Origin of the sequence: Pseudomonas sp. NPDC089752, from assembly GCF_044748725.1 — a bacterium.
Classification (GTDB): domain Bacteria; phylum Pseudomonadota; class Gammaproteobacteria; order Pseudomonadales; family Pseudomonadaceae; genus Aquipseudomonas.
In genome coordinates this window covers 338,288-364,217 of sequence record NZ_JBIVGP010000006.1, presented here as the reverse complement: position 1 = coordinate 364,217, position 25,930 = coordinate 338,288, and the positions used below count along the sequence as shown (strand labels likewise).

The 25,930-nt window shown below is 62.8% G+C and carries 25 protein-coding genes; 10 read left to right on the top strand and 15 right to left on the bottom strand.

Going from position 1 to position 25,930, the window contains the following annotated elements; all coding sequences use genetic code 11:
- Positions 1-7 precede the first annotated feature (7 nt).
- From acnD to ACIPZF_RS12975, 4 genes are all read right to left on the bottom strand, one after another.
- Positions 8-2,596: a Fe/S-dependent 2-methylisocitrate dehydratase AcnD gene (acnD, locus tag ACIPZF_RS12990; RefSeq protein ID WP_400799647.1), complete on the bottom strand. Its 2,589-nt coding sequence runs from the start codon at positions 2,594-2,596 to the stop codon at positions 8-10.
- A gap of 156 nt (positions 2,597-2,752) precedes the next feature.
- Positions 2,753-3,880, bottom strand: a complete 1,128-nt coding sequence (gene prpC, locus ACIPZF_RS12985) for a 2-methylcitrate synthase (RefSeq protein ID WP_400799644.1) — start codon at positions 3,878-3,880, stop codon at positions 2,753-2,755.
- A 155-nt stretch (positions 3,881-4,035) separates the two neighbouring features.
- On the bottom strand, positions 4,036-4,926 hold the full coding sequence (prpB, locus tag ACIPZF_RS12980; RefSeq protein WP_400799642.1) for a methylisocitrate lyase: 891 nt from the start codon (positions 4,924-4,926) through the stop codon (positions 4,036-4,038).
- On the bottom strand, positions 4,923-5,639 hold the full coding sequence (locus ACIPZF_RS12975) for a GntR family transcriptional regulator (RefSeq protein WP_400799639.1): 717 nt from the start codon (positions 5,637-5,639) through the stop codon (positions 4,923-4,925). The genes prpB and ACIPZF_RS12975 overlap by 4 nt, the downstream gene beginning before the upstream one ends.
- Before the next feature lie 293 nt (positions 5,640-5,932).
- On the opposite strand from ACIPZF_RS12975, the gene ACIPZF_RS12970 reads away from it, so the two are divergent.
- From ACIPZF_RS12970 to ACIPZF_RS12950, 5 genes are all read left to right on the top strand, one after another.
- The gene (locus ACIPZF_RS12970; RefSeq protein ID WP_400799636.1) at positions 5,933-6,469 is read left to right on the top strand and encodes an ATP-dependent zinc protease; all 537 of its coding nucleotides are present in this window, start codon (positions 5,933-5,935) and stop codon (positions 6,467-6,469) included.
- 5 nt (positions 6,470-6,474) lie between these two features.
- The gene (locus tag ACIPZF_RS12965) at positions 6,475-8,010 is read left to right on the top strand and encodes an inactive transglutaminase family protein (RefSeq protein ID WP_400799634.1); all 1,536 of its coding nucleotides are present in this window, start codon (positions 6,475-6,477) and stop codon (positions 8,008-8,010) included.
- On the top strand, positions 8,010-8,990 hold the full coding sequence (locus ACIPZF_RS12960; RefSeq protein WP_400799631.1) for an alpha-L-glutamate ligase-like protein: 981 nt from the start codon (positions 8,010-8,012) through the stop codon (positions 8,988-8,990). Before ACIPZF_RS12965 ends, ACIPZF_RS12960 begins: the two co-directional genes overlap by 1 nt.
- Positions 8,991-9,202: 212 nt before the next feature.
- Entirely contained in the window at positions 9,203-10,546 is a 1,344-nt protein-coding gene (gene pabB / locus ACIPZF_RS12955; protein ID WP_400799629.1) for an aminodeoxychorismate synthase component I, read from the top strand.
- 81 nt (positions 10,547-10,627) lie between these two features.
- On the top strand, positions 10,628-11,362 hold the full coding sequence (locus tag ACIPZF_RS12950) for a phosphoadenylyl-sulfate reductase (RefSeq protein WP_400799626.1): 735 nt from the start codon (positions 10,628-10,630) through the stop codon (positions 11,360-11,362).
- Positions 11,363-11,416: 54 nt separating this feature from the next.
- Here the strand turns inward: ACIPZF_RS12950 and cysB are convergent, their stop codons facing one another.
- The 3 genes from cysB to ACIPZF_RS12935 all read right to left on the bottom strand — a co-directional run bounded on the left by cysB (position 11,417) and on the right by ACIPZF_RS12935 (position 14,070).
- On the bottom strand, positions 11,417-12,391 hold the full coding sequence (cysB, locus tag ACIPZF_RS12945) for an HTH-type transcriptional regulator CysB (protein ID WP_400799623.1): 975 nt from the start codon (positions 12,389-12,391) through the stop codon (positions 11,417-11,419).
- A 129-nt stretch (positions 12,392-12,520) separates the two neighbouring features.
- Positions 12,521-13,018: a universal stress protein gene (locus tag ACIPZF_RS12940; RefSeq protein WP_400799620.1), complete on the bottom strand. Its 498-nt coding sequence runs from the start codon at positions 13,016-13,018 to the stop codon at positions 12,521-12,523.
- 104 nt (positions 13,019-13,122) lie between these two features.
- Entirely contained in the window at positions 13,123-14,070 is a 948-nt protein-coding gene (locus ACIPZF_RS12935) for a putative 2-dehydropantoate 2-reductase (protein WP_400799617.1), read from the bottom strand.
- 313 nt (positions 14,071-14,383) lie between these two features.
- On the opposite strand from ACIPZF_RS12935, the gene ACIPZF_RS12930 reads away from it, so the two are divergent.
- Positions 14,384-15,460, top strand: coding sequence for a 3-deoxy-7-phosphoheptulonate synthase (locus tag ACIPZF_RS12930; protein ID WP_400799614.1), 1,077 nt, complete (start codon positions 14,384-14,386; stop codon positions 15,458-15,460).
- Between the two features lie 68 nt (positions 15,461-15,528).
- Here ACIPZF_RS12930 and ACIPZF_RS12925 read toward each other — a convergent pair whose 3' ends face one another.
- Positions 15,529-15,810: a GNAT family N-acetyltransferase gene (locus ACIPZF_RS12925; protein ID WP_008095521.1), complete on the bottom strand. Its 282-nt coding sequence runs from the start codon at positions 15,808-15,810 to the stop codon at positions 15,529-15,531.
- 508 nt (positions 15,811-16,318) lie between these two features.
- Between ACIPZF_RS12925 and oprI the strand changes: the two genes are divergently transcribed.
- Complete coding sequence (gene oprI, locus ACIPZF_RS12920) at positions 16,319-16,570, top strand: outer membrane lipoprotei OprI (RefSeq protein WP_003259780.1); 252 nt, start codon at positions 16,319-16,321, stop codon at positions 16,568-16,570.
- A 135-nt stretch (positions 16,571-16,705) separates the two neighbouring features.
- Here oprI and ACIPZF_RS12915 read toward each other — a convergent pair whose 3' ends face one another.
- The 3 genes from ACIPZF_RS12915 to ACIPZF_RS12905 all read right to left on the bottom strand — a co-directional run bounded on the left by ACIPZF_RS12915 (position 16,706) and on the right by ACIPZF_RS12905 (position 18,760).
- Positions 16,706-17,683: a L,D-transpeptidase family protein gene (locus ACIPZF_RS12915; RefSeq protein WP_400799611.1), complete on the bottom strand. Its 978-nt coding sequence runs from the start codon at positions 17,681-17,683 to the stop codon at positions 16,706-16,708.
- A gap of 131 nt (positions 17,684-17,814) precedes the next feature.
- Entirely contained in the window at positions 17,815-18,096 is a 282-nt protein-coding gene (locus ACIPZF_RS12910; protein WP_400799608.1) for a hypothetical protein, read from the bottom strand.
- Between the two features lie 58 nt (positions 18,097-18,154).
- On the bottom strand, positions 18,155-18,760 hold the full coding sequence (locus tag ACIPZF_RS12905) for an arylesterase (RefSeq protein WP_400799606.1): 606 nt from the start codon (positions 18,758-18,760) through the stop codon (positions 18,155-18,157).
- 10 nt (positions 18,761-18,770) lie between these two features.
- Between ACIPZF_RS12905 and ACIPZF_RS12900 the strand changes: the two genes are divergently transcribed.
- Complete coding sequence (locus tag ACIPZF_RS12900) at positions 18,771-19,454, top strand: ABC transporter ATP-binding protein (RefSeq protein ID WP_400799603.1); 684 nt, start codon at positions 18,771-18,773, stop codon at positions 19,452-19,454.
- A complete protein-coding gene (locus ACIPZF_RS12895; protein ID WP_400799601.1) occupies positions 19,455-21,962 on the top strand; it encodes an ABC transporter permease in 2,508 nt (835 codons plus the stop codon).
- Positions 21,963-21,982: 20 nt separating this feature from the next.
- Here the strand turns inward: ACIPZF_RS12895 and greB are convergent, their stop codons facing one another.
- From greB to ACIPZF_RS12875, 4 genes are all read right to left on the bottom strand, one after another.
- A complete protein-coding gene (gene greB / locus ACIPZF_RS12890) occupies positions 21,983-22,456 on the bottom strand; it encodes a transcription elongation factor GreB (protein ID WP_400799599.1) in 474 nt (157 codons plus the stop codon).
- 11 nt (positions 22,457-22,467) lie between these two features.
- Positions 22,468-22,776, bottom strand: a complete 309-nt coding sequence (locus tag ACIPZF_RS12885) for a hypothetical protein (RefSeq protein WP_400799597.1) — start codon at positions 22,774-22,776, stop codon at positions 22,468-22,470.
- Between the two features lie 216 nt (positions 22,777-22,992).
- Entirely contained in the window at positions 22,993-23,427 is a 435-nt protein-coding gene (locus tag ACIPZF_RS12880; RefSeq protein WP_400799594.1) for a DoxX family protein, read from the bottom strand.
- Positions 23,428-23,540: 113 nt separating this feature from the next.
- Positions 23,541-24,944, bottom strand: a complete 1,404-nt coding sequence (locus tag ACIPZF_RS12875; protein WP_400799592.1) for a transglycosylase SLT domain-containing protein — start codon at positions 24,942-24,944, stop codon at positions 23,541-23,543.
- A 129-nt stretch (positions 24,945-25,073) separates the two neighbouring features.
- On the opposite strand from ACIPZF_RS12875, the gene ACIPZF_RS12870 reads away from it, so the two are divergent.
- Entirely contained in the window at positions 25,074-25,871 is a 798-nt protein-coding gene (locus ACIPZF_RS12870; RefSeq protein ID WP_400799590.1) for a TatD family hydrolase, read from the top strand.
- Positions 25,872-25,930: the final 59 nt, after the last annotated feature.

Genomic DNA, 25,930 nt, shown 5'->3' with positions numbered 1-25,930 from the left:
TGCTCCATCAAGCGGTGGCTTCGAGGAAGTCTTGGGCAAAGCGCTGCAGCACCCCGCCCGCCTCGTAAATCGACACTTCTTCAGCCGTATCCAGGCGGCAAGTCACCGGCACCTCGACCCGCTCACCGTTGCGCCGGGTGACCACCAGCGTCAGGGTCGCACGCGGCTTGCGCTCGCCCAGCACGTCGTAAGTCTCGCTGCCATCCAGGCCCAGGGTCTTGCGATCGGTGCCCGGCTTGAACTCCAGCGGCAACACGCCCATGCCCACCAGATTGGTGCGGTGAATGCGCTCGAAGCCTTCGGCCACGATCGCCTCGACACCGGCCAGGCGCACGCCCTTGGCCGCCCAGTCGCGCGACGAGCCCTGGCCGTAGTCGGCACCGGCAACGATGATCAGCGGTTGCTTGCGCTGCATGTAGGTTTCGATGGCTTCCCACATGCGCGTCACCTGGCCTTCCGGCTCGATGCGCGCCAGCGAGCCCTGCTTCACGCTGCCGTCGTCCTTGCGCACCATTTCGTTGAACAGCTTGGGGTTGGCAAAGGTGGCGCGCTGCGCGGTCAGGTGGTCGCCGCGGTGGGTGGCGTAGGAGTTGAAGTCCTCCTCCGGCAAGCCCATTTTCGCCAGGTACTCGCCTGCCGCACTGTCCAGCATGATGGCGTTGGAGGGCGACAGGTGGTCGGTGGTGATGTTGTCCGGCAGCACCGCCAGCGGGCGCATGCCGCGCAAGGTGCGCTCGCCGGCCAAGGCGCCTTCCCAGTATGGCGGCCGACGAATGTAGGTGCTCATCGGGCGCCAGTCGTACAGCGGTGCGACTTTTGGCCCCCGGTCCTCTTCGATGGCGAACATCGGGATGTAGACCTTGCGGAACTGCTCCGGCTTGACCGCTGCGCGCACCACCGCGTCGATTTCTTCGTCGCTGGGCCAGATATCCTTGAGGCGGATTTCCTTGCCATCGACCACGCCCAGCACATCTTTCTCGATGTCGAAGCGGATGGTGCCGGCGATGGCATAGGCCACTACCAGCGGCGGCGAGGCGAGAAACGCCTGCTTGGCGTACGGGTGGATGCGCCCGTCGAAGTTGCGGTTGCCCGACAGCACGGCGGTGGCGTACAGGTCGCGGTCGATGATTTCCTGCTGGATCACTGGGTCCAGCGCACCAGACATGCCATTGCAGGTGGTGCAGGCGAAGGCGACGATGCCGAAGCCCAGTCGTTCCAGTTCCTTCTCCAGCCCGGCTTCTTCCAGGTACAGCTGCACGGCTTTGGAGCCCGGCGCCAGCGACGACTTGACCCAGGGTTTGCGCGCCAGGCCCAGCCGGTTGGCGTTGCGCGCCAAGAGGCCGGCGGCGATCACGTTGCGCGGGTTGCTGGTGTTGGTGCAACTGGTGATGGCAGCGATGATCACCGCGCCATCCGGCATCTGCCCGGGCACCTCGTCCCAGGCCCCGGCGATGCCCTTGGCTGCCAGGTCGGTGGTGGCCACGCGGGCATGCGGGTTGGACGGGCCGGCCATGTTGCGCACCACGCTCGACAGGTCGAAATGCAGCACGCGCTCATACTCGGCCTTGCCCAAGGCGTCAGCCCACAGGCCGGTGACCTTGGCGTAGGTTTCCACCAGCTGCACCTGCCGCTCTTCGCGGCCGGTCAGTTTGAGGTAGTCGATGGTCTGCTGGTCGATGGCGAACATCGCGGCGGTCGCGCCGTATTCCGGCGCCATGTTGGAGATGGTCGCGCGATCGCCGAGGGTCAGCGCACGGGCACCATCCCCGTAGAACTCCAGATAGGCGCCCACCACCTTCTGCTTGCGCAGGAACTCGGTCAGGGCCAGTACCAGGTCGGTGGCAGTAATATTCGGTGCCAGTTTGCCAGCCAACTCGACGCCGACGATCTCCGGCAGGCGCATCCACGAGGCGCGGCCGAGCATGACGTTCTCGGCCTCCAGGCCGCCGACGCCGATGGCGATCACACCCAGGGCGTCGACATGCGGGGTGTGGCTGTCGGTGCCGACGCAGGTGTCAGGGTAGGCGACGCCACGGTCGCTGTGGACCACTGGCGACATCTTCTCCAGGTTGATCTGGTGCATGATGCCGTTGCCGGGCTGAATCACGTCGACGTTCTTGAACGCCTTCTTGGTCCAGTTGATGAAATGGAAGCGGTCCTCGTTGCGACGGTCTTCGATGGCGCGGTTCTTGTCGAACGCCTGGGGGTCGAACCCACCGCACTCGACGGCCAGCGAGTGGTCGACGATCAACTGTACCGGCACCACGGGGTTGACTGCGGCCGGGTCACCGCCTTTGTCGGCGATGGCGTCGCGCAGGCCGGCGAGGTCGACCAGGGCAGTCTGACCGAGAATGTCGTGGCACACCACGCGGGCCGGGAACCAGGGGAAGTCGAGGTCGCGCTTGCGCTCGATCAGCTGGCCGAGCGAGGCGTCCAGGGTGGCCGGGTCGCAGCGGCGCACCAGGTTTTCGGCGAGCACGCGGGAGGTGTACGGCAGGCTGTCGTAAGCGCCGGGCTTGATGGCCTCGACCGCGGCGCGGGCATCGAAATAGTCCAGGGCGGTGCCTGGCAGGTTCTTGCGGTATGCAGTGTTCATAATGGGCTCGGTCACGGTAATCGGAAGTGAGCCGTCCTTGTGGGAGCGGGCTTGCCCCGCGAATGCGTCAGCAGCTTCACATCGGCTGCCTGGCCCGACGCATTCGCGGGACAAGCCCGCTCCCACAGGGAAACAGGCGGCCTCTCTTTAATTGTTTCAGCGCTGTGCAATCGGCACGAACTGGCGCTGTTCGACGCCGACATACTCGGCGCTTGGGCGGATGATGCGGTTGTTGGCGCGCTGTTCGAACACATGGGCGGCCCAGCCGGTCAGGCGCGAGCAGACGAAGATCGGGGTGAACAGCTTGGTCGGGATGCCCATGAAGTGGTACGCCGAGGCATGGTAGAAATCGGCATTGGGGAACAGGCGCTTTTGCTCCCACATGGTCTTGTCGATGGCTTCGGAAACCGGGTACAGCACCTTGTCACCCACTTCGTCCGCCAGTTGCTTGGCCCAGCCTTTGATCACCTCGTTGCGCGGGTCGGACTCTTTGTAGATGGCATGGCCAAAGCCCATGATCTTGTCCTTGCGTTCGAGCATGCGCAGCAGCTCGGCAGTGGCTTCCTGCGGACTCTGGAAGCGCTCGATCAGCTCCATGGCCGCCTCGTTGGCACCACCGTGCAGCGGCCCGCGCAGCGAGCCGATGGCGGCAGTGACGCAGGAATACAGGTCGGACAGGGTCGAGGCGCACACCCGGGCGGTGAACGTCGAGGCGTTGAATTCGTGCTCGGCGTACAGGATCAAGGATACGTTCATCACCTTGACGTGCAGCTCGCTCGGCTTTTTGCCGTGCAGCAGGTGCAGGAAATGGCCACCCAGGGTGTCTTCGTCAGTGCTGCAGTCGATACGCACGCCATGGTGGGAGTAGCGGTACCAGTAGCACATCACCGCCGGGAACAGCGCCAGCAGGCGGTCGGTCTTGTCGCGCTGGGCCTCGAAGGTCAACTCCGGCTCCAGGGTGCCGAGCACCGAACAGCCGGTGCGCATCACATCCATCGGGTGGGCGTCGCGCGGGATGCGCTCCAGCACTTCTTTCAGCGCCTGCGGCAGGTCGCGCAGGCCCTTGAGCTTGCGCTTGTAGTCGGCCAGCTCGGTTTTGCTCGGCAGCTCGCCATACAGCAGCAGGTAGGCCACTTCTTCGAATTCGGCGTCGGCCGCCAGGTCGCGCACGTCATAGCCTCGGTAGGTCAGGCCGGCACCGGCCTGGCCAACGGTCGACAGTGCGGTCTGGCCGGCCACCTGGCCACGCAGGCCAGCGCCACTGAGTACTTTTGCTTCGGCCATGGTGTTTCTCCTTTCTTGAATTTGTTATGGAAAGCTATCTGGCTAATTCTGGGGTGCCTGTGCTGGCCTCTTCGCGGGGCAAGCCCGCTCCCACGCTGCACTGTACCTGTGGGAGCGGGCTTGCCCCGCGAAGAGGCCGGCACAGGTACCATCACTTACCCTTTCTTCTGCGCAAACAGCGCGTCGAGGCTCTGCTCGAACGCGTGATAACCGATGGCATCGTAGAGCTCCATGCGGGTCTGCATGGTGTCGATCACGTTCTTCTGCGTACCGTCACGACGCAGCGCGGTGTAGACATTTTCGGCCGCCTTGTTCATGGCGCGGAAGGCCGACAGCGGGTACAGCACCAGTGACACGTCGACCGCCGCGAGCTCTTCGGTGGTGTACAGCGGCGTGGCGCCGAACTCGGTGATGTTGGCCAGGATCGGCGCCCTGACCCGGTCGGCGAAGGTCTTGTACATCTGCAATTCGGTAATGGCTTCCGGGAAAATCATGTCGGCACCGGCCTCGATGCAGGCGGCGGCGCGGTCCAGGGCAGCGTTCAGGCCCTCCACCGCCAGGGCATCGGTGCGCGCCATGATCACGAAGCTGTCATCAAGGCGGGCATCCACAGCGGCCTTGATGCGGTCGACCATCTCCTGCTGCGAGACGATCTCCTTGTTCGGCCGGTGCCCGCAGCGCTTGGCGCCGACCTGGTCTTCGATGTGAATGGCGGCGGCACCGAACTTGCTCATCGAACGCACGGTACGCGCCACGTTGAAGGCCGAGGCGCCAAAGCCGGTGTCGACATCCACCAGCAGCGGCAGGTCGCAGACGTCGGTGATGCGGCGCACGTCGGTCAGCACGTCATCCAGGCCAGTAATGCCCAGGTCCGGCAGGCCCAGAGAGCCCGCGGCGACACCACCACCGGACAGATAGATGGCTTTGAAGCCGGCGCGCTTGGCCAGCAGCGCATGGTTGGCGTTGATCGCACCGACTACCTGAAGGGGATGTTCGGCGGCAACGGCGTCGCGAAAGCGCTGACCAGGGGTGCTCTTGACAGTCATTTCTCACCTCGAAGGCTATTGTTGTTGGCGTCCAGGTAGTGACGCTCGATGTTGCGCTTGGACGCGCCGATGTGGCGGCGCATCAGGAGTTCGGCCAGCTCGCCGTCACGCTCGGCGATGGCATCGAGAATGCGGTGGTGCTCGGCAAACGCCTGGCGTGGGCGATTGGGCGTGGCGGAGAACTGGATGCGGTACATGCGCACCAGTTGATACAGCTCACCGCAGAGCATCTTGACCAGGGTCTGGTTGCCGCTGCCCTGGATGATTCGGTAATGGAAGTCGTAGTCGCCTTCCTGCTGGTAATAGCCCAGCCCGGCCTGGAATGCAGCGTCGCGCTCATGGGTGTCGAGCACCCGGCGCAGCTCATCGATGTCGCCTTGGCTCATGCGCTCGGCGGCCAGGCGGCAGGCCATGCCTTCCAGGGATTCGCGAATTTCGTACAGTTCGATCAGCTCGGCATGGTTGAGCGACACCACCCGCGCGCCGACATGCGGCACCCGCACCAGCAGGCGCTGCCCCTCCAGTCGATGGATGGCCTCGCGCAACGGGCCACGGCTGATGCCGTAGGTGCGGGCCAGCTCAGGCTCAGAGATCTTGCTGCCGGGGGCGATTTCACCCTTGACGATCGCCGCCTGGATGCGGCGGAAGACATGCTCGGACAATGTTTCAGTGTCATCTGACACCGCTGGGGTGGGCGTGCTGATATTCAGCATATTGTCGACACCTTGCTAATCACTTGTACAGAAACTAGCGAATCAAGGCATTCCAGTCAAAGACAAAATGAACATTGTCGACAATCGTCTAAGAACGAACTTACCCGGCCGACACGCTGTCTGATCGCGATGCGCTGGCGTCAAGACATCGGCGTGATAGAATGCCGCGCCTCCAACGGAGTATGGATAGCGTATCTGTCATCGCTTCATGTTGTTGACAGAAAACCGAGGAAGCTTGCGCAGTACCTGCCAGTCGCCTTGCCCCGAACCTTGCACAGCACCGCGCCAGGACTATGAGACTTACACCCGTTTTATTGCTGCTTTGCCTCACCCTGCTGCCGGCCCTTGGCCAGGCGGCGGGCAAGACCGTGTACGGTCTCAATGAATACGCCCAGCTTGGCGACCTCGACCTTGAACTGGCCGCCAAACTCGACACCGGCGCCAAGACCGCCTCGCTCAGCGCCCGCGATATCAAGCGTTTCAAGCGCAATGGCGAAAGCTGGGTGCGCTTCTACCTGGCTATCGACGCCGCCCATTCGCACCCGATCGAACGCCCGCTGGCGCGGGTCAGCAAGATCAAGCGTCGCGCAGGCGACTATGATGCCGAATCGGGCAAGGCCTACACCGCCCGCCCGGTCATCGAACTCGAAATCTGCATGGGCCAGGCCCTGCGCACCATCGAAGTCAACCTCACCGACCGCAGCGCGTTCCAGTTCCCGCTGCTGATCGGTTCCGAGGCGCTCAAGCACTTCGACGCGCTGGTCGACCCAAGCCTTAAATACGCGGCCGGCAAACCTGCCTGTGCCACCGACGCTCCCAAAGCAGAGTAATCCCGATGCGCTCTCTTACCCTCCATCTGAAAGTCCTGATCACCGTCCTGGTGTTGCTGGGCGTGGCGGTCACCGCTTATCAGATCTTCGCCCTCGGCATCCCGGTGACCGAGGATGAAACCGACGACCTGTGGAACATCGACGCCAAGGTCGAGTTCGTCGCCAGCACCAAGGACCCGGTCAAGGTCCAGATGTTCGTACCGCCGCTGAACCGCGACTTCGTCAGCCTCAACGAGAGCTTCATCTCCAATAACTATGGGGTCAGCGTCAACCGCGCCGACGGCAACCGCAAGGTGACCTGGTCGGCCCGTCGCGCCAGCGGCAACCAGACGCTGTACTACCGCCTGGTGCTGACCAAGCGCTACAGCAATGAAAAGACTGCGATCAAAGGCCCGACCTTCCGTGACAGCCTGGCGGTCGAAGGCCCCGAGAAGATCGCCGCCGAAGCTCTGATGGCACCTATTCGCCAGCATTCGGCAGACGTCGAGACCTTCGTCAGCGAGACCATCAAGCGGGTCAACAACCTCAATGACGACAACGTCAAGCTGCTGCTGGCCGGCGACACCTCGTCGATGAAGAAAGCCCAGGTCATCGACCTGCTGCTGTCGATCGCCCACGTCCCAATGGAAAAAGTCCACACCATCCGCCTGGTGGCCGACACCCCGCAAACGCCGGAGCTGTGGCTGCGCAGCTTCAATGGCAACGACTGGCTGTACTTCAACCCGGACACCGGCGAGCAGGGCCTGCCAAACGACCGCCTGCTGTGGTGGACCGGTGATGACAACCTGATCACCGTCGATGGCGGCAAGAAAGCCAACGTCACCTTCAGCATGAACAACAGCGAGATGAACGCCATCCGCCTGGCCAAGCTGACCGACGAGAACACCGACGCCGACTTCCTCGAATATTCGCTGTACGGCCTGCCCCTGCAGACCCAACAGACCTTCATGATCATGGTGATGATCCCGATCGGCGTGCTGGTGATCCTGGTGCTGCGCAACCTGATCGGCATCCAGACCCTGGGTACCTTCACCCCGGTACTGATCGCCCTGGCCTTCCGCGAAACCCAGCTGGGCTTCGGCATCGTGCTGTTCACGGTGATCACCGCGCTGGGCCTGTCGCTACGCTCGTACCTGGAGCACCTGAAGCTGCAGATGCTGCCGCGCCTGTCGGTGGTACTGACCTTCGTGGTGGTGCTGATTGCCGCCATCAGCCTGTTCAGCCACAAGCTGGGCCTGGAGCGCGGCCTGTCGGTGGCGCTGTTCCCGATGGTGATCCTGACCATGACCATCGAGCGTCTTTCCATCACCTGGGAAGAGCGTGGCGGTGGCCATGCCATGAAAGTAGCGATCGGCACCTTGTTCGCCGCGTCGCTGGCGCACCTGCTGATGATGGTGCCGGAGCTGGTGTACTTCGTCTTCACCTTCCCTGCTGTGCTGCTGATTCTGGTCGGCTTCATGCTGGCGATGGGTCGCTACCGCGGCTACCGCCTGACCGAACTGGTGCGCTTCAAGGCATTCCTGAAGAAGGCTGACGCCTGATGTTTGGCCTGATCAAGACGTGGAAAGCCCTGGAAGCCCGGGGCATCATGGGGATCAATCGGCGCAACGCGGACTATGTGCTGAAGTACAACAAGCGCAACCTGTACCCGATCGTCGACGACAAGATCATCACCAAGGAGCGCGCGCTCGCCGCCGGCATTCACGTGCCGGAGATGTACGGCATCATCGAGACCGAGAAGCAGATCGAAAAGCTTCACGAGATCATCGGCGGGCGCAACGACTTCGTCATCAAGCCGGCCCAGGGCGCCGGCGGTGACGGCATCCTGGTCATCGCCGACCGCTTCGAAGACCGCTATCGCACGGTTTCCGGCAAGATCATCAGCCACGAGGAAATCGAGCATCAGGTTTCGAGCATCCTCACCGGCCTGTATTCGCTGGGCGGGCACCGCGATCGCGCACTGATCGAATACCGGGTCACGCCCGACCAGATCTTCAAGAGCATCAGCTACGAAGGCGTGCCGGACATCCGCATCATCGTGCTGATGGGCTACCCGGTGATGGCCATGCTGCGCCTGCCGACCCGCCAGTCCGGCGGCAAGGCCAACCTGCACCAGGGCGCCATCGGCGTGGGTGTGGACCTGGCCACTGGCGTAACCCTGCGCGGCACCTGGCTGAACAACATCATCAGCAAGCACCCGGACACCACCAATGCGGTGGACGGCGTGCAACTGCCGAACTGGGACGGCTTCATGAAGCTTGCGGCCGGCTGCTATGAGCTGTGCGGCCTGGGCTATATCGGCGTCGACATGGTGCTGGACCAGGACAAGGGGCCATTGATTCTTGAACTCAATGCCCGCCCCGGCCTGAACATTCAGATCGCCAACGACACCGGGCTGACCCAGCGCACCCACGCGATCGAGGCGCACATCGAGGCGCTGGCCAAGGATGGCGTGACCGAGGATGCTGAGCAGCGTGTGAAGGTGGCCCAGAGCCTCTTCGGCCACGTGCATCCACGTTGATAGTTTGGGGCTGCCGTGCAGCCCTTCGCGGGCAAGCCCGCTCCCACATGTATCGTACAAACATTGAGGTCGGTGCAGTACCTGTGGGAGCGGGCTTGCCCGCGAAGGGCCGCACGGCGGCCCCAAAGCGTTTAATGTCGCGCCCAGCGCTAGTCGCATTTCCTACACGGGTCTACAATCGCCCCCTCGCTTTTATATCGCCGTCCACACTGATGCCGACCTGTACGCTTCACACCCTGCCCTACCAGCCCGACCCCGCCACCTACTTCGCCCGCCTGCGCCAGGCGCCCGGTGCGATCCTGCTCGACAGCGCCCGCCCCGCAGCCGAGCGTGGCCGCTTCGACTTGCTCAGCGCATGGCCGCTGCAACAGCTGCAAGTCCAGCCCGACGAACAGGGTCGAGCATTCCTGCAGCGCCTGCGTGACGGCTTGAAGCAACTGGGCTCTGCGCAATTGCCTGATGGCATCGAGCTGCCGTTCGCCGGCGGCCTGATCGGCTACCTGAGCTACGACTTCGGTCGGCGCCTGGAGCACCTGCCCAACCTGGCCGTCGACGACCTCGGCCTGCCCGATGCCCAGCTTGGGTTGTATGCCTGGGCGCTGGTGACCGACCATCAGCTACGCACCAGCCAGCTGGTCTTTCACCCCAGCCTGGAAACCGCTGAGCGCGCACGGCTGATCGCCCTGTTCGAAGCCCCGGACGGCTCGGCAAGTGGCGATTTCAAGCTGCTCGCCGCGATGCAAGGCGACCTGCGGCCCGAGCAGTACCAAGCCGCGTTCGACCAGGTGCAGCGTTATATCCAGGCCGGCGACTGCTACCAGATCAACCTCACGCAACGCTTCCGCGCGCCCTGCCAGGGCGATCCCTGGCGTGCCTACCAGGCCCTGCGCGAAGCCTGCCCGACACCGTTCTCCGGCTACCAGCAACTGGCCGATGGCAGCGCCCTGCTGAGCTTCTCGCCTGAACGCTTCGTGCGCGTTAGCCAAGGCCAGGTAGAAACCCGCCCGATCAAGGGCACGCGCCCGCGCTCGGCCGACCCGGCCATCGACGCGCGCAATGCCGAGGAACTGCGCCACAGCGCCAAGGACCGCTCGGAAAACCTGATGATCGTCGACCTGCTGCGCAACGACCTGGGCCGCACCTGCCAGATCGGCTCGGTCAAAGTGCCCGAGCTGTTCAGCCTGGAAAGCTATCCCAACGTCCACCATCTGGTCAGCAGCATCACCGGCCAACTGGCCAGTGACAAGGACGCCTTGGACCTGATTGGCGACAGTTTCCCGGGCGGCTCGATCACCGGCGCGCCGAAGATCCGCGCCATGCAGATCATCGACGAACTGGAGCCCAGCCGCCGCGCCCTGTATTGCGGCTCGCTGCTGTACATCGACGTACGTGGCGAAATGGACAGCTCCATCGCCATCCGCAGCCTGCTGATCAAGGATGGCCAGGCCAGTTGCTGGGGCGGCGGCGCGGTGGTGGCGGACTCCGACTGGGAGTCGGAATTTGAGGAGTCGATTGCCAAGGTGCGGGTGTTGATGGAAACGCTGCAGCGCCTCTGAGACGGCGTCTACCCCGCCATTTTTTGTTACCATCACCTCATTACGAGCGCACAGCGCCACAGCCAAGATGGAAACCGCCTGATGAGCCAACCCTTCGACGTCGCCGCCCTGGCCGCGACCTACGCCAGCAAGTCCCCGCAGGACATCCTCAAGCTCGCCTTCGAGCACTTCGGCGACGACCTGTGGATTTCCTTCAGTGGCGCCGAGGACGTGGTGCTGGTCGACATGGCCTGGAAACTGAACAAGCAGGTCAAGGTATTCAGCCTCGACACCGGCCGCCTGCACCCCGAGACCTATCGCTTCATCGACCAGGTCCGCGAGCAGTACAACCTGCCGATCGAAATTCTCAGCCCAGACCGCGCCAAGCTCGACCCGTTCGTCAAGGAAAAGGGCCTGTTCAGCTTCTACAAGGACGGCCACGGCGAGTGCTGCGGCATCCGCAAGATCGAGCCGCTGCGGCGCAAGCTGGCCACCGTCAGCGCCTGGGCCACCGGCCAGCGTCGCGACCAGAGCCCAGGCACCCGCAGCCAAGTGGCAGCACTGGAACTCGATAGCGCCTTCTCCACCCCCGAGCGTCCTCTGTACAAGTTCAACCCGCTGGCACAGATGACCAGCGCGGAAGTCTGGGGCTACATCCGCATGCTCGAACTGCCGTTCAACAGCCTTCACGAGCGCGGCTTCATCAGCATCGGCTGCGAGCCGTGCACCCGCCCGGTGCTGCCGAACCAGCACGAGCGCGAAGGCCGCTGGTGGTGGGAAGAGTCGACCCAGAAGGAATGCGGGCTGCATGCTGGCAACCTGATCAGCAAGGCCTGATTCGCAGGCAAACAAAAACCGGCCCGAAGGCCGGTTTTTTCATGCCTGCCGCACTCAGTGCACCGGCAGCTCGACGCCTGCGAACAGCTCTTCGAGCTCCTGCTTGTTGTGGCACTGGATGGCTTTTGCCATCACTTCACGGGTCAGGTGTGGCGCGAATTTCTCGATGAAGTCGCACATGAAACCACGCAGGAAGGTGCCACGGCGGAAGCCGATCTTGGTGATGCTGGCCTCGAACAGCTCGCTGGCATCCAGGGCCACCAGGTCGCTGTCGAGCTTGGCATCGACCGCCATTCCGGCCACGATGCCCACACCCAGGCCCAGGCGCACGTAAGTCTTGATCACGTCGGCGTCGGCGGCGGTGAACACCACCTTCGGCGTCAGGCCGCGGTGGTTGAAGGCTTCATCCAGCTTGGAACGGCCGGTGAAACCAAACACGTAAGTGACGATCGGGTATTCGGCGACCGCCTCCAACGTCAACTTCGGCAGCTTGGCCAGCGGGTGCCCCTGCGGCACCACCACGCAGCGATTCCACTTGTAGCACGGCATCATGATCAGATCGCCAAACAGCTCCAGAGCCTCGGTGGCGATGGCGAAGTCGACGGTACCATCGGCAGCCATTTCGGCGATCTGCATGGGCGAACCCTGATGCATGTGCAAGGCCACTTCCGGGTACTGCTTGATGAAGCTGCTGATCACCGGCGGCAGCGCATAGCGCGCCTGGGTGTGGGTGGTGGCGATGGACAGCGTGCCCTTCTTCTCATTGGAGAATTCCTGGGCGATCTGCTTGATGCTCTCGACCTTGCGCAGGATTTCCCCGGCGGTATTGATGATGCGCTCACCCGCCGGGGTGACGCGGGTCAGGTGCTTGCCGCTGCGGGCAAAGACTTCAACACCCAGTTCATCTTCGAGCAGGCGGATCTGCTTGCTGATCCCCGGCTGAGAGGTATACAGGCTCTGCGCCGTCGCGGAGACGTTGAGGTCGTGGTGCGCCACTTCCCAGATGTAGCGCAGTTGTTGAAGCTTCATAGGTTTCCCTCGAATCAGCGGTAAGTCAGCGGCAGCAGGCAGCGACGAGATATAACTATATTAGTGGTTAACGAAATAAAACTAGAACTATTTTGTTACACGCCGCTCAGTTACAGCCCATTGCCAGCTTCACGTTTTCCTACGACCAAGGTGCTGCGAGAGCGGCACCATGTACACCGGCACTGGCGACAGCTGCAGCAGTCGAACGGCAGTTCGGCCAATCGGCACATCCACCCCGGCACCGGCACTGTGGCTGCCGAATATCAGCAAATCGACACTCAACCGCTGCGCCTGCTCCAGGATCACCTGGGCCGGATCACCCTGGCGCACCCGCACCGCCTTGATCACTGCAAGGTCCGCGTCCTCGCCCAGTTCCTCGCGAAAGTTCTCCAGCACCCGCTGCTCGATGTTGGCCATCACTGTATTGACGCCCTCGCTGTGCAACTCATCCAGCGTCTGTTCGTCGAGGTAGCTTTGCAACAAGGACTCGGCGAACTGCCCCATGGGCTCCACCGCATGAATGACGTACAGCTCTGCGTCGAAAGTCCTCGCCAGGGCCAGCGCATGTTGCATGACGAAAGGGGCGTAGACACCGAGGTCGGTGGCGTACAGCATGGAGCGGATCATTCGACCTCCTCGACTGCCGTTGGGGCAGAGCAAGCTTCAGCTTAGCAGTGCGCGACAGCCTCGCTTGGCCGTCTGGCACACTGCTGCCGCGGGCTGCAGAGGTTTCAGCCAGCGCGATTGGCGCGGTCGATGAAGGCCAGGGCCTGGTAGAGCATCTGCATGCGCGGCAGGCTGCAACCCGCCGCGCGCGCCCGGGCCAAGGGTTCGGCATAAATGGCCTGCAGCTCCAGCGGGCGCTGCTCGGCGTGATCGTGGTACATGCTTGGCCAGTAGTCGGGCATCTGCTCGGTGACGCGGAACAGGTGTTCGGCATAACCGGTGGGCAGCGCGTGGCCACAGGCCGCAGCGCCCTGGACCACTTCAGCCATCAGCGCCTGGATCAACTCCCGGGTGTCGGCGTCGGCCATCAATGGCGTGGTGCTGGCATTGAGTAACACTGAAAGGCCGTTGTAGGGCACGTTCCACACCAGCTTTTGCCAGCGCGCCTGACCGAGGTTGTCCATGGCCTGCGAATCGACACCTGCGGCGCGGAACAGTGCAGCGCCCTCCTCGACAATCGCAGCACCGCCATCGCTGGCAGGTCCGCTGTGATAACCCAGGTTGACCGCGCCCAGCGCCTGGTGGCGGATCACACCAGGGCTCTGGCGGTTGACGCAGATGAAGCACAGGCCGCCGAGCAAATGAAGGCTGCCGGGCAATGCCGGCCGCAATTGATCTTCCACGCCCAGGCCATTCTGCAACAGCACCACCTTGGCATCAGGCGCTGCCGCCTGGACGATCAGCGGCGCCAGTTCAGCATTGCTGGTGGCTTTGGCTCCGACCAGCAGCCAATCACAAGGCGGCATGTCGGCGGCGCTCGAATACGCCTGCACCGGCATCTGCAAAGTGCCGTGCACTGCGCTCTCCAGCTTCAAGCCCCGCTCGCGGATCACCGCGTATTCGCTGCGCAGTAGAAAATGCACATCGAACCCGGCACGCGCCAGCATCAGCCCATAGAAGCCTCCAATGGCACCACTGCCGATGATACCGATGCGCGGTTTGCGAGGGTCCATGCTGCTCTCCTGAAAAATGTCGGTGCGCTTTTTTACACTGGCCTGTTGGTGCTTGTCTTGGTTTCTCGAGCGTTGCGCAAATCGAGCGCCGCCCGCGCGGCGCATCGCGGATGAATCCGCTCCTACATTTGTTGCAAGCGTGCCATGGTCTGTCAGGCCATCGTTATCCGCCCTGGCACAGGACTTAAGACTGCGGTGCCCATTGTCGCAACCCCAGTAACGCGCTAAGGTTCGGCTCCCCGCTGCGAACATTCTGCTGCTGGGCCGCACGGGGATTGCTGGCGGCCGGCACCGTGACCTGACGAGTAACACGATGGCTGATTTACCGATCGACGACCTTAACGTTGCCTCCAACGAGACCTTGATCACCCCCGATCAGCTCAAGAAGGAAATCCCCCTCAGCGCCAAAGCCCTGCAGACCGTGACTGCCGGCCGCGAAGTGGTGCGCAATATTCTCGACGGCAAGGACCATCGCCTGTTCGTCGTGGTCGGCCCTTGCTCGATACATGACATCAAGGCTGCCCACGAATACGCCGAGCGCCTCAAAGTGCTGGCCGAGGAAGTGTCCGACACCCTGTATCTGGTGATGCGCGTGTACTTCGAGAAGCCACGCACCACCGTCGGCTGGAAAGGCCTGATCAACGACCCTTACCTGGATGACTCGTTCAAGATCCAGGACGGCCTGCACATCGGTCGCCAACTGCTGCTGGACCTGGCCGAAAAGGGCCTGCCGACCGCCACCGAAGCACTGGACCCGATCTCCCCGCAATACCTTCAGGACCTGATCAGCTGGTCGGCGATCGGAGCGCGTACCACCGAATCCCAGACCCACCGGGAAATGGCCTCCGGCCTGTCCTCCGCGGTCGGCTTCAAGAATGGCACCGATGGCGGCTTGACCGTGGCCATCAACGCTTTGCAATCGGTGTCCAAGCCGCACCGCTTCCTCGGCATCAACCAGGAAGGCGGTGTGTCGATCGTCACCACCAAGGGCAACCCGTACGGCCACGTGGTGCTGCGCGGCGGCAATGGCAAGCCGAACTACGATTCGGTCAGCGTCGCCCTGTGCGAACAGGATCTGACCAAGGCCAAGATCAAAGCCAATATCATGGTCGACTGCAGCCACGCCAACTCCAACAAGGACCCGGCCCTGCAACCACTGGTGATGGAGAACGTCGCCAACCAGATTCTCGAAGGCAACCAGTCGATCATCGGCCTGATGGTCGAAAGCCACTTGAACTGGGGCGCTCAGTCGATCCCGAAAAACCTCGACGAACTGCAGTACGGCGTTTCGGTCACTGACGCCTGCATCGACTGGGCCGCTACCGAGAAGACCCTGCGCAGCATGCACGCCAAGCTCAAGGACGTACTGCCCAAGCGTCAGCGCGGCTAAACTTCGCGCTGCACAAAAAAACGCCGGGCAATGCCCGGCGTTTTGTTATGTTCAGCCCCCAAACGTATTCAAGCCTTGCTCGAATGACGCTGCTGGCGCTCCATGTAACGCTCCACATAAGAGCAGGAAGGAATCACTGTGTAGCCCATCTGGTCGGCATACTCCAAGGCCTTTTCGGTCAGCGCTGCGGCGATCCCGCGGCCACGCAGAGCGTTTGGCACGAAGGTGCGATAGATGTCCAGCGTCTGCTTGCCCAAGTCCATGTACGTCAGGTAGGCACGATGACCGTCCACGTTGGTCTCGAACTGATGACCGGCCTGGTCATGGTGGATGGTCAGCGCTTCACTCATCACTACTCCTCGCAGGCCTTTGGGCAGACCTTTACCTTAACCGATGGTGGTTTATCCGGCGGAGGAACCTCTACGCCACCTCTTGCCCCTTGGACCGCGGGCCGATTGCAATGGTTCTGCCGGGCCAGGCATCACAAATAGTAGGCGCGCCAGGCAGGATTGCTCAAGGTGGTAGCGGTTAAAAAAAGCGGGACTCAGCGTGAATTTCGTTCCCTGCCTGCCCCGCAACAACAGCCGGATGTTCTTCGGCTTAAGACGCTGAATGACAGTTAAAGTCACCGTTAGTTCAACAAAAAGTATCCGTACTACAATCGCTTGCGAGCACTCACTGAGGTTTTTCACAATTCCCCTACAGATCTTGTCGGACGCCCCTGATCGCGACAATTTTTTTGCAGTTCTTGCGCTCAGTCAGTTTACTTACTACAAGTAATGGGTACTATGTACGCCGGCCAGTTTCTCTTTTCCTGAGAGATGGCTCTTTAATAGAAAGTCCTTGAAGGGGAACACGATGAACAACGTTCTGAAATTCTCTGCTCTGGCTCTGGCCGCAGTTCTGGCTACCGGTTGCAGCAGCGTATCCAAAGAAACCGAAGCTCGTCTGACTGCGACTGAAGACGCAGCAGCTCGCGCTCAAGCTCGTGCTGACGAAGCCTACCGTAAGGCTGACGACGCACTGGCAGCCGCTCAGAAGGCTCAGCAGACCGCTGACGAAGCCAACGAGCGCGCTCTGCGTATGCTGGACAAAGCCAGCCGCAAGTAATAATCCTCACGGATTGTTGAGAAGCCGATCCACTTGTGGGTCGGCTTTTTTGTTGCCGCGACAAAAGCATTTGGCGCAAATGAAGAAGCCTGCGCCAGGTGCTGACCTGGAGCAGGCTTCGAAACAACAGAAGGCTTACTGCAATTCTGGCGGGATGCTCGATACCATGGGGGCACTACCCTGATTGTCGACCGGTACGGCAATCTCCACTGGCATGCCATCCTCGGCGGCAACCACGTCACGCACCATATCCCAGTTCATGCGCAGGTTGTTGGCCAGGTCCTCACGCTTGAGCAGCGCGTTGATGACCGCGGTGTGCTTGTCGACAACCGACGGGTTGCCATTGTCATCCAGGGGCGTATGCGCTTCGAGATATACCTTGCCAGCACTGATACCGAACTTGTACGGCTCATTGATGATGCGCACCGGCGTACCCACCGGGACCATCTTCGACAGCTCCAGCACATTGTTGTTGAGCATGCGGAAGCAACCATGGCTGGTGCGCATGCCAATGCCGAACTTCTTGTTCGACCCGTGAATCAGGTAACCCGGCACACCCAGGGTGAACTTGAACGGCCCCAGCGGATTGTCCGGACCAGCCGGCACCACGGTGGGCAGGATGTCGCCATCGGCGGCGTGTTCGGCACGGATGGAGGCCGGCGGCGTCCAGGTCGGGTTCGGCGTCTTGGCGGTGATCTTGGTGTTGGCGATGGGCGAGCCCCAGCCTTCACGACCGATGCCCAGCGGGAAGGTGTGCACCACGTTCTGCCCTTTCGGGAAGTAGTACAAGCGGTACTCGGCAAGGTTGATGACGATGCCTTCACGCGGCCCGGGTGGCAGCACGTAGCGGGTCGGCAGGATGATCTCGGTACCGGCGCCCGGTAGCCAAGGGTCGACACCCGGATTGGCAGCGATCATTTCCAGGTACCCGAGGTCATTGGCGGTGCCGATGTCGGCAAAGGTGTCCTCGTACTTGGCCTTGATCACCTGCACCTGGCCAACGACATCTTCACCGGGCGGCGGCAACGGCAGCTCGAGGGCGACGGCGGGGCCAGCGACCAGCAGGCCGGCCAGGGTCAGGCAACGGGTGACGGCGGGAAAGCGCGGCAACATCCGGTAAATCCTTCGAAAGGTGGGCAAGAGCAACGATTGTACACCCGCCCCAAGCCAAGCGGGAGGGATCGGCGGCCTACATACGTTTCAGATGATGAAAGGCGCCTGGAGTTCCTAGGCCCAAGGCCCGGTCACAGCTCAGGCCAGACCGGGCGGATGCCGCGACGTTGGGCATCGAGAATCGCCCGACAAAGGTCGCACAGGCGGCCATCACGATAGATAGCGCGTTGCACACCGGACCAGCGAGGCTGCGCCGGCAACAGGCCACCGCACAGCGTACGGTCGACCGGGACGCCCAACTCCAGTTGACGGGCCACCAGGTGGACGCGGATTTCCTGGCACGCGAACAGGTCGAGCTGCTCATCGGGCTCGATCAATTGGTAGGCATACAGGGACCAGGCAGGGCGCGGCATCGGGGGCTCTCGAAACGGGGGGCGCAACATTAGCCGAAAGCCGGCCCCGTTTAAAGCATCAAAGCAAGGGTTTTATCGCCGGCCAGGCATTTTCCAGCAACCGCTGCTGGGCGCCCTGCGCCGGATGGATGCCATCGGCCTGCATCATCTCCGGAACACCTCCGACGCCTTCCAGGAAAAACGGCACCAGTGCCACTTGCTTGTCCACGGCCAACTGTTCATACACCTTGGCGAACGCGCTGGTATAGCGCACACCATAATTCGGTGGCAGACGCATCCCCAGCAGCAGCACCTTGGCCCCCGACTGGCGTGATCGCTCGATCATCGAAGCAAGATTTTGTTGCAATTGCTCTGGCGGCTGTCCACGCAGCCCATCATTGCCGCCCAGCTCCAGCACCACCAGGCTAGGCTTATGCGCCGCAAGCAGCGCCGGCAGCCGCGCCTGGCCACCTGCGCTGGTGTCGCCGCTGATCGACGCATTGACCACCCTGTCATCGAAACCTTCGTCCTTGAGCCGGGTCTGCAACAGAGAGACCCACCCTTGGCGGCTATCCAGGCCAAAACCGGCGCTGATACTATCGCCAACGACCAGCAGTGTTCCCGCCGCCGCGCTCTGGGCCAGGCAATACAGGGCCAGACCGGCACTCAACCACCACACTCGCATTGGATTCTCCATGGGCCCCAGCATTCTCGTTGCGCAGCACCTTAGCAAAGTGGTCCCCAGTGCGGAAGGTGACCTGACCATCCTGCACGCACTCTCCCTCGATCTCGCCCAGGGCGACAGCCTGGCCATCGTCGGCGCCTCCGGTTCGGGCAAATCGACGCTGCTAGGGCTGCTGGCCGGCCTTGACCGGCCCAGCGCAGGCAAGGTGATTCTCGCCGGGCACGACCTGGGCCCGTTGGACGAGGACCAGCGCGCCAGGGTGCGTGCCGAGCACGTCGGCTTCGTGTTCCAGTCGTTCCAGTTGCTCGACAGCTTGAACGCCCTGGAAAACGTGATGCTGCCACTGGAGCTGGATGGCCGCCGCGATGCGCGCGAACAGGCCCATACCTTGCTCGAGCGGGTTGGCCTTGGCAAACGCCTGAGCCACACGCCGCGCCAGTTGTCCGGAGGCGAACAGCAACGGGTGGCGATCGCCCGGGCGTTCGCCGCCCAACCAGCGGTGCTGTTTGCCGACGAACCTACCGGCAACCTCGACAGCCACACAGGCGAACGCATCAGCGACCTTTTGTTCGAGCTGAACAAGGAGCGCGGCACCACACTGGTGCTGGTCACCCATGACGAGCGCCTGGCCCGCCGTTGCCGGCGCCTGATACGCCTGGAGGCCGGCCACCTGGTGGCGCCGGTGGAGGCCTAGATGACCCGCATGCCGCTTTCTCGCCTGTGCGGCCTGGCCTTGCGCCAGCTGCTGCGCGACATCCGCGCCAGTGAAGTGCGCGTGCTGTTCTTCGCCCTGCTGGTGGCCGTCGCTGCCAGCACCGCAATCGGCTACTTCGGCGCACGTCTCAATGGCGCCATGCAACTGCGCGCCACTGAGTTCCTCGGCGCCGACCTGGTACTGCGCGGCAGTGCGCCCGCGCGCGACGAACAGATCAGTGCGGGCAAGGAGCTAGGGTTGCGCCACGCCCAGGTCGTCGAATTCACCAGCGTGGTCGGTGGCGATGCAGGTATTCAGCTATCGAGCATCAAGGCCGCCGACAGCGCCTATCCGCTACGCGGCCAGGTGCGCAGTGCGGCGGCGCCGTATGCCGAGGAGACATCGGGTGGCGGCCCCGCGCCGGGCGAGGCCTGGGTCGAGCCACGCCTGTTGGCAGCGCTCGGCCTGAGCATCGGTGACAGCATCGACGTAGGCATGAAGACCCTGCGCATGAGCCGCGTGCTGACATACGAGCCAGACCGGGCCAACAACTTCTACAGCCTGACCCCACGGGTGATGATGAACCTGGCCGACCTGGAGGCCACCGGTGTCATCCAGCCTGGCAGCCGCGTCAGCTATCGCGACCTGTGGCGCGGTGAGGCACAAGCACTGGCGCAGTACCGTGAAGGGTTGGAAAAGAATCTTGCAGCCAATCAGCGCTTGCTCGACACCCGCGATGGCAATCGGCAGATTGGCGGCGCGCTGGGCAAGGCCGAGCGTTATCTGAACATGGCCAGCCTGGTGGCGGTGCTGCTGGCAGGCGTCGCCGTCGCCATGTCGGCCAGCCGCTATGCCGCACGCCGCCTGGACGCCAGTGCCCTGCTACGCTGCCTGGGCCTGTCGCGTCACCAGGCCCTGGGCCTGTACTGCCTGCAACTGGCCATGCTTGGCCTGGTTGCCGCGGTGGCAGGCGCCTTGCTCGGCTGGCTGGCGCAACTGGGCCTGTTCCGCCTGCTGCATGGCCTGCTGCCCAGCGTGGTGCCCCCGGGCGGAATCTGGCCGGCAGTGGCCGGCATTGCCACGGGCCTGGTCGCCCTGGCTGGTTTCGCCCTCCCCCCGCTCGCCGCACTCGGTCAGGTACCGCCGTTGCGCGTGCTGCGTCGCGACTTGCTGCCAGTGCCGCCAAGCAGCTGGCTGGTGTACGGCGCCGCCCTGCTCGCACTGGGCCTGATCATGTGGCGGCTGAGCCTGGACCTGCTACTGACCTTCGCCTTGCTCGGCGGCGGGCTGATCGCCGCGCTGGTACTGGGTGGCCTGCTGCTCCTTGGATTACGCAGCCTGCGGCGATTACTGGCAGGCGCACCGCTCACCTGGCGTCTCGGCCTTGGCCAGCTGCTTCGTCACCCCATGGCGGCCGCCGGCCAAGCCCTGGCCTTTGGCCTGATCCTGCTGGCCATGGCGCTGGTCGCCTTGCTGCGCGCGGAACTGCTGGACAATTGGCAGGCCCAGTTGCCCAAGGACGCGCCGAACCATTTTGCCCTGAATATTCTGCCCGACGATCGCGAACCGTTCGCACAGCGCCTGCGCGAAGTGAACGCAGCCTCGGCCCCCCTGTATCCGGTGACGCCCGGCCGGCTGATCCAAATCAACGAGCAACCCGTGCAACAGCTCGTCAGCAAGGACTCCGCAGGCGAACGTGCGGTACAACGCGACCTCAGCCTGACCTGGGCCGCCGAATTGCCATCAGGCAATGCCCTGACAGCAGGGAGCTGGTGGCAGACGCTACCGACCGGCGATGAAATACCCGGCGTTTCAGTCGAGGCCGAACTGGCCACCAGCCTGAAGGTACAACTGGGCGACCTGCTCACCTTCGACATCGGCGGCGAGCAACGCCAGGCGCGGGTCAGCAGCCTGCGCAGCGTGCACTGGGACAGCTTTCAGCCGAACTTCTACATGATTTTCCAACCTGGCACGCTTCAGGGTTTGCCAACCACCTACCTGACCAGCTTCTACCTGGCGCCGGGTCACGACCTGGATGTCGTAGCCCTGTCGCGGGCGTTCCCGGCGGTGACCATTCTGCAGGTGGATGCCTTGCTGGAACAGCTGCGCAGCATCCTCGCCCAGGTCACCCTGGCGGTCGAGTACGTCCTGTTGTTTGTCCTGGCAGCAGGGCTGGCGGTGTTGTTCGCAGGCCTGCAGGCAACGCTGGATGAGCGCATCCGTCAAGGTGCCTTGCTGCGTGCGCTCGGCGCTGCGCGACCGCTGTTGGTGAAAGCGCGGCGTATCGAGTTCGGCCTGCTGGGCGCGGCCAGTGGCGCCCTGGCCGCACTGGGCTGTGAACTGATAACCCTGGTGCTGTATCGCTACGCGTTCGACCTGCAGTGGAGTCCGCACCCCTGGCTGCTGATGCTGCCACTGGTGGGCGCGCTACTGGTCGGCGGGGCCGGTGTGCTGGGAACGCGGCGGGCGCTCAATGCCAGCCCGTTGGCAGTGCTGCGGGAGGGTTAACGCGCAATGGGCAGCACCGCTTACTGCGGATAAGTGATGCTGTTCACGTACCAGGTCGCCGCGCCTGTTGGTGTTTGCACCATCACTTCATCACCCTCCTCCTTCTTGAGCAGGGCCCGCGCCATGGGCGAATCGATCGAGATATAGTCGTTGCGCCCGTAGATCTCGTCGTAGCCGACGATGCGAAACTTCAGGGTTTCGCCGTCATCATTCTCGATCTCGACCCAGGCACCGAAGAACACTTTGCCCTCCTGCTGCGGCGAATAGGCCACCACCTTTACATCTTCGAGGCGCTTGCGCAGGTAGCGGACCCGGCGGTCGATCTCGCGCAGCAGCTTCTTGTTGTACTGATAGTCGGCATTCTCACTGCGATCCCCCAGCGAAGCAGCCCACGTTACCTTCTGGGTAATTTCCGGGCGATACACCCGCCACAGATGGTCGAGCTCTTTCTTGAGCGCGTCATGGCCTTCAGTCGTGATGATGTTGGTGCTCAACGGCGCGCTCCTCAGCGACGGGTAATCAGCCCCTGGCGCGCGATTCGGGTGAGGTGGCCAATCACTTCGGCAGCATCGTGCAGGGCGGGCGCCTGGATCACGGCAAGGTCGAAACGGTCGTTGCTGAACTGCTCCAGGCGGCACGTGGTTTCGGCAAACTGAATGAGAAAGGCGCGGGCCTGGCCTTTGCGGCGTGACAAGCCCTCGAGGTGACGCAAAAGGGTGTGCTGATGCTGACCACCGAGCAAGATGCGCGGTGTGCGGGTGGCCTGGCTGGCAGGCAGTGGGCTCAAACAGACACTGGTACGTGGACAACTCATGGAGTTTTTCTCCGCCTCGCGAATCCCGCTGGGCAGCGGTGGGAGGCGTCACCGAACCAGCGCTTTAGCGGTATTTCGGATAACCCATGGCTGGGCTGCCCTGCGCCCCGCAAGTAGCTGTTTAAATCGGCGCAGACGGTATGCTAGAGCTACTGGCCGCAAGCTGCAAGCCCCAAGTGATCAGCTTGGGGCTTGCAGCTTGCGGCCCAGCCTGTATCAGCGAGCGATCAGGCGGTCCAGGGAGAAGCGGCCCGCACCTTCGATCAGCACCGCCACGGTACCGGCCATCAGGGCCAGGGCAAACTCATAGCCATTGTTGGACATGAACAAGCCGTTGCCGATGTGCACCGAGAAGATCGCCACCACCAGGGTAACGGTCAATGCCAGCGCCGCCGGGCGAGCCAGCAGGCCGATCACCAGGGCCAGGCCACCGAAGAATTCGGCGCTACCAGACAGCAGGGCCATGAAGTAGCCCGGCGCCAGGCCGATGCTCTCCATCCACTGGCCGGTGCCTTCCAGCCCGTAACCGCCGAACAGACCGAAGAGTTTCTGCGCACCGTGCGCCATGAAGATGATGCCGACCAGGACGCGGATTACGCTCAGGCCCAGGCCAGCGCGGGTGGAGAGGATGTTGGTGATTGCGTTGTTCATTGCGTGACTTCCTTGAAGCTGGAATGTTGTGTTGGGATGGACGCCATCATAATCAATCTGATAGATATGAAAATCGCAAAAAACCCAACATAACAATCGATAAAATCGATTTGTCAACGCTTGGCAGTCCGCTCCAACCGGGTACGCTCACGGTTGAATGCCAGGAAGTACTTGTTCACGCTGTTGACGAAATTGACCGGCCCCATGCCGACCTGCTCCATCGCCACGCGCTCGGTCTGGAAGAACCATTGATTACCGTTCAGGCCACGCTTGCGCGCTTCGGCGCGCATGGCCTGCACCCGCTCCGGCCCCAGGTTGTAAGCTGCCAGCACAAAGGCCATGCGCTCACGTTCGTTGATCTTCGGGCTGGCGAAAAACTTGCGGCGGATCAGCGCCAAGTAACGGGCGCTGGCCTGGACATTGCCATCGACCGTGGCGGTATTGCTCACCCCCACCCGCTGGGCAGCCGAAGGGGTGATCTGCATCAGGCCGTGCGCCCCGCCACTGCCGCGCGCCGCCGGGTTGAGCGTCGACTCTTTGAAGGCCAGGGCAGCCAGGTTGAGCCAGTCGATCTGTTGAGCCTGGCCATGCTTTTGCAGCACTGCGCGCAGCGAGGTGAGGCGCTGCCGGTCCTTTTGCGCAAGTGGATTGTGCACCCGATACTGGCGCCGGTAGATGCGCTCGAACGCCGCGTCTTGGTTTTCCGGCGCACGGTAGCCCTGCAAGAAACGATCGACGGTCGCCAGCAGCATGCTTGCATCACGCCGCACGTACCAGCGCATCGCTTGCGGCTGGCCCAGTTGCACACGGCTATCAAGGCGTAGGCGCGGCATCACCCGCGCCCAACGTTGAGCGATCGGCCGCTCCACCACGGTCAGGTGATAGATGCCGGCCTGAACCATTTCCAGTACGTCCTCGACTGCCAGTGTCGAATCGACCCACTCGATCTTCACGGGCGGCCGTTTGCGCAGCGCCAGTTGCTGATTGATCTGCTGGATGGCCGCACCGGCGGCACTGGCACTGGTCAACGCAACGGTACGCCCGGACAACTGTTCCACACGCGTATAACTGCGCTCGCCCTTGCGCCCGACCAACCATAACGGCACCTGATCCAGCACCGGTGCGCTACCACTCACCCCACCCACCAGCGCCGGATCGAGCAACTCGCCTGGGGCAGCCAGGTCGCCCTCTCCGCGTTGCAAGGCCCCCAGCAATTGTTCCTTGGCACGCGGGATGAGTTTGATGCGCACCTGCTGGCCGTCACCGGCACGGGCGTTGAGATAATGCTCAAGCGCACGCAACCGGTAATACTCGATGCCAACGGGCTCACCCTTGACCTCGCCGGAACTGTTGCGGCTCTGATTGACCAACACCCGCAGGACTTTACTGCCGCGAATCTGCTCCAAATCACGTGTCTTGCTCGCCGGTACGTGTTGCTCAGGCCCAGGCAGGCGCGCATAAGCAGGGCCGACAGTTATCAGCCCAAGCATCAGCAGGGAGAGCAGGTATCGCAGCATGCGAAAACGTATCCGAACAGTTCGTGATAAATGACGGTAAAAGACCACGGCAACAGTCTGAAGTTTCTGGCTTTTTCCGAGTATCGCGCTTTTTGCTATGCTGGCCGCCCCGCGGCACGAGGTAGCACCATGCAACTGATCGATATCGGCGTCAACCTGACCAACAGCAGTTTCCATGACCAGCAAGCCGCCATCGTCGAGCGCGCTATCGAAGCGGGCGTGATGCAGATGGTCCTCACTGGTACCAGCCTGGATGTCAGCGAACAGGCGCTGGAGCTGTGCCAACAGCTCGATCCTGGGAGCCAGCATCTGTTTTCCACGGCCGGGGTGCACCCGCATGATGCCAAGGCCTGGGGCGCTAACAGCGAGCGACAACTGCGCCAGTTGCTGTCCGAGCCGCGGGTCCGGGCCGTCGGCGAATGCGGGCTGGACTTCAACCGGGACTTCTCCCCTCGCCCGCTCCAGGAAAAAGCGCTGGAAGCCCAGTTGGCGCTGGCGGCCGAATTGCGCCTACCGGTATTCCTCCACGAGCGCGATGCCAGCGAACGCTTGCTGGCAATTCTGCGGAATTACCGCGACCAACTGCCGGCCGCTGTCGTGCACTGCTTTACCGGCGAGCGCGAGGCGCTGTTCGCCTACCTGGACATGGATTTGCACATCGGCATTACCGGCTGGATCTGCGATGAGCGCCGGGGTACTCACCTACACCCACTGGTAGGCAATATCCCAACCGGCCGCCTGATGCTCGAAAGCGACGCCCCTTACCTGCTGCCGCGCAGCCTGCGGCCGAAACCGAAGAACGGGCGCAACGAGCCGGCTTTTCTGCCGCAAGTATTGCGCGAGGTGGCGTTGCACCGGAATGAAAGCGTTGAAACCACCGCAGCGCATACCACCGCCACTGCCCAAGCATTCTTTCAGCTTCCCTGAGCCAGGTCCGGCATAAACCATTTGTTGATACACATCAAATCCTCCCTGGCGTGAGCGGG